General features: G+C 57.0%; 11 protein-coding genes. 8 read left to right on the top strand and 3 right to left on the bottom strand.

Features of this window, described 5'->3' with window-relative positions; translation table 11 throughout:
• Positions 1-1,326: hypothetical protein (locus R6T97_RS14295; protein ID WP_410349968.1), on the top strand; the 1,326-nt coding region annotated here is incomplete at its 5' end.
• A gap of 50 nt (positions 1,327-1,376) precedes the next feature.
• On the opposite strand, the gene R6T97_RS14290 is transcribed toward R6T97_RS14295, so the two are convergent.
• Both R6T97_RS14290 and R6T97_RS14285 read right to left on the bottom strand, forming a co-directional pair.
• Entirely contained in the window at positions 1,377-1,616 is a 240-nt protein-coding gene (locus tag R6T97_RS14290; protein ID WP_410349967.1) for a DUF2842 domain-containing protein, read from the bottom strand.
• Between the two features lie 6 nt (positions 1,617-1,622).
• Complete coding sequence (locus tag R6T97_RS14285; RefSeq protein ID WP_410349966.1) at positions 1,623-2,918, bottom strand: adenylosuccinate synthase; 1,296 nt, start codon at positions 2,916-2,918, stop codon at positions 1,623-1,625.
• Positions 2,919-3,053: 135 nt separating this feature from the next.
• On the opposite strand from R6T97_RS14285, the gene R6T97_RS14280 reads away from it, so the two are divergent.
• The 3 genes from R6T97_RS14280 (at position 3,054) to R6T97_RS14270 (ending at position 5,695) form a co-directional block, all read left to right on the top strand.
• Positions 3,054-3,449 carry a DUF6524 family protein gene (locus R6T97_RS14280; protein ID WP_410349965.1) on the top strand — a complete coding sequence of 132 codons (396 nt, stop codon included), beginning with the start codon at positions 3,054-3,056 and terminating at the stop codon, positions 3,447-3,449.
• A gap of 90 nt (positions 3,450-3,539) precedes the next feature.
• The gene (gene secG, locus R6T97_RS14275; RefSeq protein ID WP_410349964.1) at positions 3,540-3,893 is read left to right on the top strand and encodes a preprotein translocase subunit SecG; all 354 of its coding nucleotides are present in this window, start codon (positions 3,540-3,542) and stop codon (positions 3,891-3,893) included.
• Between the two features lie 158 nt (positions 3,894-4,051).
• The gene (locus R6T97_RS14270; RefSeq protein WP_410349963.1) at positions 4,052-5,695 is read left to right on the top strand and encodes a CTP synthase; all 1,644 of its coding nucleotides are present in this window, start codon (positions 4,052-4,054) and stop codon (positions 5,693-5,695) included.
• Between the two features lie 15 nt (positions 5,696-5,710).
• On the opposite strand, the gene R6T97_RS14265 is transcribed toward R6T97_RS14270, so the two are convergent.
• Positions 5,711-6,460: a MipA/OmpV family protein gene (locus tag R6T97_RS14265; RefSeq protein ID WP_410349962.1), complete on the bottom strand. Its 750-nt coding sequence runs from the start codon at positions 6,458-6,460 to the stop codon at positions 5,711-5,713.
• Positions 6,461-6,595: 135 nt separating this feature from the next.
• Between R6T97_RS14265 and R6T97_RS14260 the strand changes: the two genes are divergently transcribed.
• The 4 genes from R6T97_RS14260 to R6T97_RS14245 form a co-directional block, all read left to right on the top strand.
• The gene (locus tag R6T97_RS14260) at positions 6,596-7,387 is read left to right on the top strand and encodes a 23S rRNA (adenine(2030)-N(6))-methyltransferase RlmJ (RefSeq protein WP_410349961.1); all 792 of its coding nucleotides are present in this window, start codon (positions 6,596-6,598) and stop codon (positions 7,385-7,387) included.
• 5 nt (positions 7,388-7,392) lie between these two features.
• Positions 7,393-7,830: a TerB family tellurite resistance protein gene (locus R6T97_RS14255; RefSeq protein ID WP_410349960.1), complete on the top strand. Its 438-nt coding sequence runs from the start codon at positions 7,393-7,395 to the stop codon at positions 7,828-7,830.
• Positions 7,827-8,573 (top strand): phosphate/phosphite/phosphonate ABC transporter substrate-binding protein, encoded by a 747-nt coding sequence (locus tag R6T97_RS14250; protein ID WP_410349959.1) that lies wholly within the window; start codon positions 7,827-7,829, stop codon positions 8,571-8,573. Before R6T97_RS14255 ends, R6T97_RS14250 begins: the two co-directional genes overlap by 4 nt.
• 91 nt (positions 8,574-8,664) lie before the next feature.
• Positions 8,665-8,987: ATP-binding cassette domain-containing protein (locus R6T97_RS14245; protein WP_410349958.1), on the top strand; the 323-nt coding region annotated here is incomplete at its 3' end.

Raw genomic sequence — 8,987 nt, 5'->3', positions numbered from 1 at the left:
CAGGAACCGGACACCACCGAAGATATGCGCGACGACGACCAAGATCTTCAAACTTCAGACATGGCGCCGGTTGCAGTAAATGAGAACCTTGATAGCCACGACGCATTGGAAGCAGACGATATCAACGTGTTCAGTGATCTGGAGCCGGACACCGGAACACCGGCAGAACCGACCTTTGAGAATGATGGTGTGCCGTCGGTTGACGTGACTGCCGAAGAAGAAAAGATCATCATCGTTTCCGGGACCGCCGATGCTGAAAACACTTGGGACATCACGGAAGATGAGGTCAAGGCCTCTGAAGCCGATGGTCATATGGCAGACAATGAGAGTAGCGAAGATGACTTTGCGGATGATGCCGAACTCGAGGCTTTCATGGCTGAAGAAGATCAGCGCACTGAAACTTTTGCCGATGATCACGAGGTTGCAGCCGAGCAGGAAGCGGATGAGCAAACCGCGCTGTCCGATGCTGACGCGCCTGAACAGATCGCCGGAAGTGATCATCCTCCCCTTGTTCTGACGTCGGATGATAAAGCGGAAGATGAGTACGACGACTATAATGACGACGACGAATTCGATCTCGAAAAAGAAGTCGCAAAGGTCGAGGCTGAAATCGCAGCACGTAAAGGCAATGAATTTGCGCGTCGCGGCCTGCCCCGGCATGTCGAAGACGCAATGAGCCGCATCATGTCACAGACGGATCGGCATCTGAACCAGCCGGAAAACCGTCGCCACCGCGATGCATTTGCGCAGCTGAAAGCTGCGGTTGCAGCGACCGAGGCCGCCCGACAGCTTGGTGATAAAGGCGCTGGCAAGCGTGACCCTGATGAGGCCTACAAAGATGACTTGGGCGCCCATGACGCACAGGACGATGCGAAATCCCCGCCACCACCATTGAAGTTGGTAAAGTCGCAAGAAGTGAAGCGTCCGGAGGCAACATTACAGCCACCAGCGACCGGCGATCAGCCTGTTGATGCGACGTCCGAGCGCCTGCGCAAGATTGCATCAATGAAAGAAACTGATACGTCAGATACGACTGGCGGCTTTGCCGAGTTTGCCGCTGCACACGGAGCGGCAGATCTGGCCGATCAACTGGAAGCAGCGGGTGCTTATATCTGCTTTGTCGAAGGCGAAGACGACTTCTCGCGCCCGCAGGTCATGAAAGTCGTGCAGTCGGCGACAAATTCCGAAATCTCGCGCGAAGATGGCTTGCGCAGCTTTGGACGCCTGTTGCGGCAGGCACGTTTGGTCAAACTGGCAAACGGCCGTTTTCATGTTGCGGACAACACGCAGTTCCGTCCTGATGGCAACAAGGCAGCACGCGGCTGACTTTTCTCCACATTACTGACAAAAAAGCGGAGCTGAACGCTCCGCTTTTTTTATTCGTGCGATTGTGGCGGCGCATCCGGATCGGGTTGCCCGATCCCCTTGAACACCCATTTGAGCGGGAAGGCCCAGCCGATGCCCAAAGCTACGTAAACGAAAAACTCGACCACCAGCGGCAATTGCACCTCTTGGGTCATCATATTACTCATTATCGTCGCAGCCACGATGATGTATACTGGCAGGCCGATCACCAGCACAAAAATGGCCAGTCGTTTACGTGCTTTGTATCGCATTTATCCTCAATCCGCGAAGGGGTCCGTTACCAGAATGGTGTCTTCCCTTTCCGGTGAAGTGGAAACTAGGGCGACGGGGCATTGGATCAACTCTTCGATGCGCCGCACGTATTTGATGGCCTGCGCAGGAAGCTCCGCCCAGGAACGCGCACCTTCGGTTGATTGCGCCCAGCCTTCAATTTCTTCGTAGATCGGTTTGCACCGCGCCTGCTGGTCCGCGGCAGTCGGTAGGTAGTCAAGCGTTTGACCGTCCAGGTCATAGCCAACGCAGATTTTCAGCGTCTCGAACCCGTCAAGGACATCCAATTTGGTCAGCGAAATACCCGTCACGCCAGAGGTGGCGCAGGTCTGGCGCACCAAGGCCGCGTCAAACCATCCGCAGCGGCGCTTGCGCCCTGTCACGGTGCCGAATTCGTGACCCCGTTCGCCAAGGCGTTGCCCATCGGCATCATCCAATTCGGTCGGAAACGGTCCTTCACCCACGCGGGTCGTGTATGCTTTCACGATCCCAAGCACATAATCGATTGCATTCGGCCCGACGCCCACACCTGTGGCAGCCTGTCCTGCGATCACATTCGATGATGTGACATAGGGATAGGTTCCAAAGTCGATATCCAGCAAAGCGCCTTGCGCCCCTTCAAACAGGATACGCTTGCCCGCCTTGCGCTTTTCGTTGAGTACTTTCCAGACAGGTGCCGCAAAAGGCAGGATTTCACCGGCAATCTCTTTGAGCTGGGCCACCAGCGCATCGCGGTCTATTGGTGCGATGCCAAGCCCTTTGCGCAAGGGATCGTGGTGCTGCAACGCGCGGTCAACCCGGGCCTCAAGCGTTGCCGCATCCGCAAGATCAGCCACGCGGACAGACCGGCGACCGACCTTGTCCTCATAGGCCGGACCAATGCCGCGCCCCGTCGTTCCGATCTTGGTGCCTTTGCTGGATGCTTCTTCGCGGGCGCGGTCCAGCTCACCATGGATCGGCAGGATCAGCGGCGTGTTCTCTGCGATCATCAGCGTGCTGGGGTCGATCACGACACCCTGTTCACGGATCGAGGCAATTTCCTTGACCAGATGCCAAGGGTCCAGCACCACACCGTTGCCGATCACCGAAAGCTTGCCGCCGCGCACGACGCCGGAGGGCAGCGCGTTCAGCTTGAAGACCTCGCCATCGATCACGAGCGTATGGCCTGCGTTGTGCCCACCTTGAAAGCGTGCGATCACATCTGCCCGCTCAGACAGCCAGTCCACGATCTTGCCTTTGCCTTCATCACCCCACTGGGCACCGACGACCACAACATTTGCCATAAGATTCTTTCCCTTCGCAGACTTGCGTGCCCCCTATATCGGTGCGCAACGTCTGGGGAAACAGCAAAATGGCCGACTGGACAGCAAGGCAATCGCAGCGCATCGTCCCCTCACCAGAAAGAAGTGAGGCATATCATGGGTTTCATCATCCGTTGGGTCTTTGCATTGATACTGCTGGCCGCGACCTACAACCCGACCGAATGGAACTACGTGCGCTGGAGCATGGCGAACTATGAGAAAAGCCTTTCGCTGACCGTACTTTTTGGCCTTATCCTGCTGGTCGGATACATCATCTATCTTCGGGCGACTCTGCGTTCGATCGGAGTGTTCGGGATGATCTTGATCCTTGCGGTAGTCGGCACAGTTTTGTGGGTTCTGTTCGATCAGGGCGTCGTCAGCTATGCGGATCCGACAATCAACACAGTGATCGGGATCGTGGCCCTTTCACTGGTTCTGGCAGTAGGTCTGTCGTGGTCAATCGTGCGACGGCGCCTGAGCGGACAGGCGGATGTTGACGACATCGACGAATAGGGCGCACGAATAAGGGGTTTCAGGGGTTGCGGGATTGCCTTGCAGCTTTTAGATACCGCGTGTTCGCGAACGCCCTGAAAGGCCCCCTGCATGGAAAACGTCGTCCTCATCATTCACCTGATCCTTGCGCTCAGCCTGATCGGTACTGTGCTGTTGCAACGTTCCGAAGGTGGTGGGCTTGGTATGGGCGGCGGTGGCGGCGCGACGGGTTCGCGCCCTGCACCGACAGCGATGAGCAAGTTTACATGGGCACTGGCTGCAGCGTTCATCTGCACCTCGATCGCGCTGACGCTGATCGCGGCAAGCAACACCGCCGGGTCATCGGTCGCGGACCGTTTCGGTATCGAGCCCGCACAAGAAGGCATGAACGTGCCGGATCTGGGCGATAGCTTGCTTCCACCATCGCTCGGCGATGATGATCCGCTGTTACCTGCGGGCGACTAACCACTAGCAGTTGCCTTGCGGTCACGTAAGGCAACATGATGTTGGGTCAGCGGTTGCCAATCGCGCCCGAATCCACTATGAGTCAAATCCCGTGATAACGCGAACCTTTGAGTTCGCTTTCCCACAGATTTTGGCTGTTTTCACGGGAGCTCCTGCCAATGGCGCGTTTTATATTCATCACCGGCGGCGTTGTCTCTTCGTTGGGCAAAGGCCTTGCATCGGCGGCTTTGGGCGCCTTGCTGCAGGCACGCGGCTATTCGGTCCGCCTGCGCAAGCTTGATCCCTATCTGAACGTCGACCCCGGCACGATGTCGCCATTCGAGCATGGCGAAGTGTTCGTGACAGATGACGGGGCAGAGACAGATCTCGACCTTGGCCATTATGAGCGTTTCACCGGTGTGCCTGCCCGCAAGACAGATTCCGTCAGTTCCGGTCGCATCTATTCCAACGTGCTCGAAAAAGAACGGCGCGGCGATTATCTGGGCAAAACAATCCAGGTGGTGCCGCATGTCACCAATGAAATCAAGGATTTCATCGCCATCGGTGAAGACGAGGTCGATTTCATGCTGTGCGAAATCGGCGGCACGGTCGGCGATATCGAAGGCCTGCCGTTTTTCGAAGCAATCCGCCAGTTCGCCCATGACAAACCGCGCGGTCAATGCATCTTCATGCACCTGACGCTGTTGCCGTATCTGGCAGCCTCCGGTGAGTTGAAGACCAAACCCACCCAACACTCGGTCAAGGAACTGCAATCCATCGGGATCGCACCCGATATCCTTGTCTGCAGGTCCGAACATCCGATCCCCGAAAAGGAACGCGAGAAAATCGCGCTGTTCTGCAACGTGCGCAAGCAATGCGTCGTGGCCGCCTATGATCTCAAGTCGATCTATGAGGCACCGCTGGCCTATCACGAGCAGGGCCTTGATCAGGCGGTGCTGGACGCCTTTGATATTTCCCCTGCCCCGCAACCCAAGCTGGAGGTCTGGCACGACGTCTACGACCGCATCCATAACCCCGAAGGCCACGTCAAGGTGGCGATTGTCGGCAAATATACCCAGCTTGAGGACGCCTATAAATCCATCGCAGAGGCCCTGACACATGGTGGCATGGCCAACCGCGTCAAGGTCAAGGTCGAATGGGTCGATGCCGAACTTTTCGACCGTGAGGATGCAGCCCCCTATCTGGAAGGCTTTCATGCGATCATTGTTCCGGGTGGCTTTGGCGAGCGCGGGACGGAAGGCAAGATCAAAGCGGCACAGTTCGCCCGCGAAAAGAAGATCCCCTATCTTGGTATCTGCCTTGGGATGCAGATGGCTGTCATCGAAGCGGCGCGGAATGTCGCGGGCATGGAAAAGGCCGGATCAGAGGAATTTGACCATGAGGCAGGCAAGAAGCGCTTTGAGCCTGTAGTTTACCACCTCAAGGCATGGGTGCAGGGCAATCACACTGTCGCCCGCAAGACCGACGACGACAAGGGCGGCACGATGCGCCTTGGTGCCTATAACGCGACGCTGACCGAAGGCTCGAAAGTTGCAGGCATATACGGCAGTACCGCCATCGAAGAACGCCACCGTCACCGCTATGAGGTGGATGTGAAATATCGCGAAACGCTTGAGAAAGCAGGCCTGATGTTCTCTGGCATGTCACCCGATGGCAAACTGCCCGAAATCGTTGAATGGAAAGACCACCCGTGGTTCATTGGCGTGCAGTTCCATCCCGAACTAAAGTCCAAGCCTTTCGCACCGCACCCGCTGTTTGCCGATTTCATACGCGCTGCAGTGGAAACATCACGCTTGGTATAAAGCCGGTACCAGACCCTAGAACCCCAAGGTGATCCGCCGTGTCAGAACGATACTTCCGCTGAACTGGTCGTCCGATGTTGTGATCGGGCTATCGGCGGCATCGTCGCGCAATTGGTCGTATTGCAGCGTACCCACGACCTCCCAGTCATTGTTGATGGCATAGGTGGCTTTGGCCTTTGCCCCTGCACTGATAACCCCGCCCTGCGCGTCGAATGCGGAAAAACTGCTGGCATCCGCCTCCGCCGCAGTCACTCCGAAATAAGTTTGCGCGTAGGTATCATCCCCCAGCAACAGGCGTGGCCCCATCCTGAAGGTCAATTGATCGGTGGGGCGGTAGAAAAAATCAGTGCCCAATTCCGCAACATATGATTCATGCCCGATGATGCCGTAACGCAGCTTGGCGAATATCTCGTAGTCTGGCGTCGTGAACTCTAGCCCGCCACCGATTTCGAGTGAGGGGTCGATACTGTTGAGGCCCGCCAACTCATCGAAATCATCCGCGTCACGTCCAGAAACGAAACGGACCGATCCGCCAAAACCAAGGCCGGAGCTTGTCTGGTCACCCAGCGTCAGACCCCATAATTGCAACCTCTCCACTTTGAGTTCTGCGTCAACTCCTGCGTCCAGATCTTCGTCTCCGAAATAGCCGGGCTCCAGCGACGGCCCTAATCCAAAACGGAATTCGACCCCATTTGGCTGATCTTGCGCGGCTACGGCAAATGGTACTGTGACAAGCAAACTGCTAAGAACGATGCGGTGCAGCATAACAGACCCCTTCTATTGTAAGCCAAGCGTAGACCCCACGCCGACACAAGCAACCCTCGAACACTGCTTCGTTATCAAGGCGTAGACAGTTCCGCCATGCCGCGATAACCCTCTGAGTGATCACAAGGACTTTTCATGCTCTCGTACCAACACATCTATCACGCCGGAAATCTGGCCGATGTGCACAAGCACAGTATGCTGGCGTGGACCCTTGCCTATATGACCCGCAAGGACAAACCGCTCAGTTATCTGGAAACCCATGCAGGACGCGGACTTTATGATTTGCAGGATGCCGCAGCCCTAAAAACCGGCGAGGCCGCCCAGGGCATAACGCTGGCACAAGACTGGTTTGCACCAGATCACCCTTACGCGCAGGTTCTGGAACGTATCCACGAGAAACACGGGTCCGATGCCTATCCCGGATCGCCACTCATTGCCGCTGAAAGCCTGCGTCCGGTCGATACAATTCATTTGTCCGAACTGCATCCGCAGGAATTCGCTGCCCTCAAGAACAATATGGCCCCCTATGGCGGCATATTCCGCCAGAAGGACGGCTGGGAGATGGCGATGTCGCTCTGCCCGCCGGACCCACGTCGCGGACTGTTGCTGATTGACCCTTCATTCGAGGTCAAGTCAGACTATCAGACCATTCCGCAGACCATCGCCAAACTGCATCGCAAATGGGGCGTCGGCGTAATTATGCTGTGGTATCCCGTTCTGACAGATGCGCCGCACAAACCGATGATCCGTGATCTGCAGGCCGCTCTGCCTAAGGCGATCATCCATGAGGTCAGTTTTCCGCCGGCACGACCCGGGCACCGGATGATCGGCTCGGGTTTGTTTATCGTAAATCCGCCGTACGGTTTCGCCCAAGAAGCAGCGCGACTGACTGCCCTCTTTCAAGACAAGCTTTCCCAGCCTATGTAGAGATCATGTTTCAAGAACTTCTCCGGCGTTTGACCGCCCCCGACCCCGCAGCCCTGCCTGAAACCGATTGCCGCCTGGCGCTCGGTGCCTTGCTGGTACGCATTGCCCGCACCGACGGTCATTATGCAGCCGTCGAGATTGCACAAATCAACGCGGCACTGATGGCCCGCTATGGCCTGTCGTCAGACGAGGCAGCCATCCTGCGCGCCGAATGCGAGGTTTTGGAGGCTGAAGCCCCTGACACCGTACGCTTTACCCGCGCGATCAAGGATACAGTATCGTATGAAGACCGCGTCGCGGTGATCGAGGCGCTTTGGTCCGTGGTCATGGCAGACGGCGTGCGCGACCACGAGGAAGACAGCATGATGCGGATGACCTCATCGCTGCTGGGCGTGTCCGATCAGGACAGCCACCGTGCGAGGCTGAAAGTCAGCGCTGGATGATTGCCAGTCTGCCGATGTATGCGACCCCGCTGACCGCTGGAGCCGATAAACGGTTTTGGGCGTTGATTCGCGACAACATGCACGCGCAGGGGCATGATGTGCCCGAAAACCTCACACTTGCCCCACCTGATTTGATGGCACATTGGCGCAATCCGGCGCTCGTCTTTTCGCAAACCTGCGGATTGCCGTTCCGGGCGATCTTGAAAAACGATGTCTCCATGATCGGGACACCGGACTATGGGATCAAAGGCTGCCCGCCAGGACACTATTGCAGCGTTATCATTGCACGGCAGAGCGACACGCGGAACGCCCTTGCAGATTTTCGGGTCGCGCGGTTTGCCTATAACGATCCGATGTCCCAGTCAGGCTGGGCCGCCCTTGCGATGGAGGCACCAGAGACATTGCAGGGGCCGCGCCTTTGCACCGGCAGTCATCGCGCCTCGGTTCTTGCGGTGCAGCAAAGGCAGGCAGATTTTGCCGCTGTCGATGCTGTCACGTGGCAGCATTTTCAGTCGTTGGATGAAACACAGGGGCTGAGGATCATCCACACAACCCGCCCGACGCCGGGCTTACCCTATATCACTGCGGGATCAGGTCCCGCTGACGCGCTTTTTGCGGCCATATCGCTAGCGATTGCCGCGCTGGCACCAAGCGACCGTGCCACATTGCATCTGAAAGGTCTGATAGCCCTTCCGCCAAATGCTTATGATTTGCCCCTGCCGCCTCTTGCCGAGGCAATCTGACGATAACACGGGGTCATGCGGCCACTTACCGTTGCAAAACCGGCCAATATCGGCACTACTGCATCCCACAACTAAGAAAAAGCTGCCAAACGTGATAAACGACGCCCCTGTCATCGAAATCCGCAACCTGCACAAAGCCTACGGTGACCTTGAGGTCATCAAGGGGGTCGATATCGTCGCACCAGCGGGTCATGTCGTTTCTCTGATTGGGTCATCGGGGTCCGGTAAATCGACCTTGCTGCGCTGCGCCAATCTGCTTGAAGACAGCCAGCAGGGTGATGTGCTGTTCTGTGGCGAACCCGTCATTTGGAAGGGCACCGGCCAGAACCGGCATCCGGGCGATCACGCGCAGATGATCCGCATCCGCACGAACCTGTCGATGGTGTTCCAGCAGTTCAATCTCTGGGCGCATAT

Origin of the sequence: Yoonia sp. (genome assembly GCF_046498525.1) — a bacterium.
GTDB lineage: Bacteria > Pseudomonadota > Alphaproteobacteria > Rhodobacterales > Rhodobacteraceae > Yoonia.
Note: the sequence above shows the minus strand (reverse complement) of the source record. Positions and strands in the feature narration are given on the sequence as shown.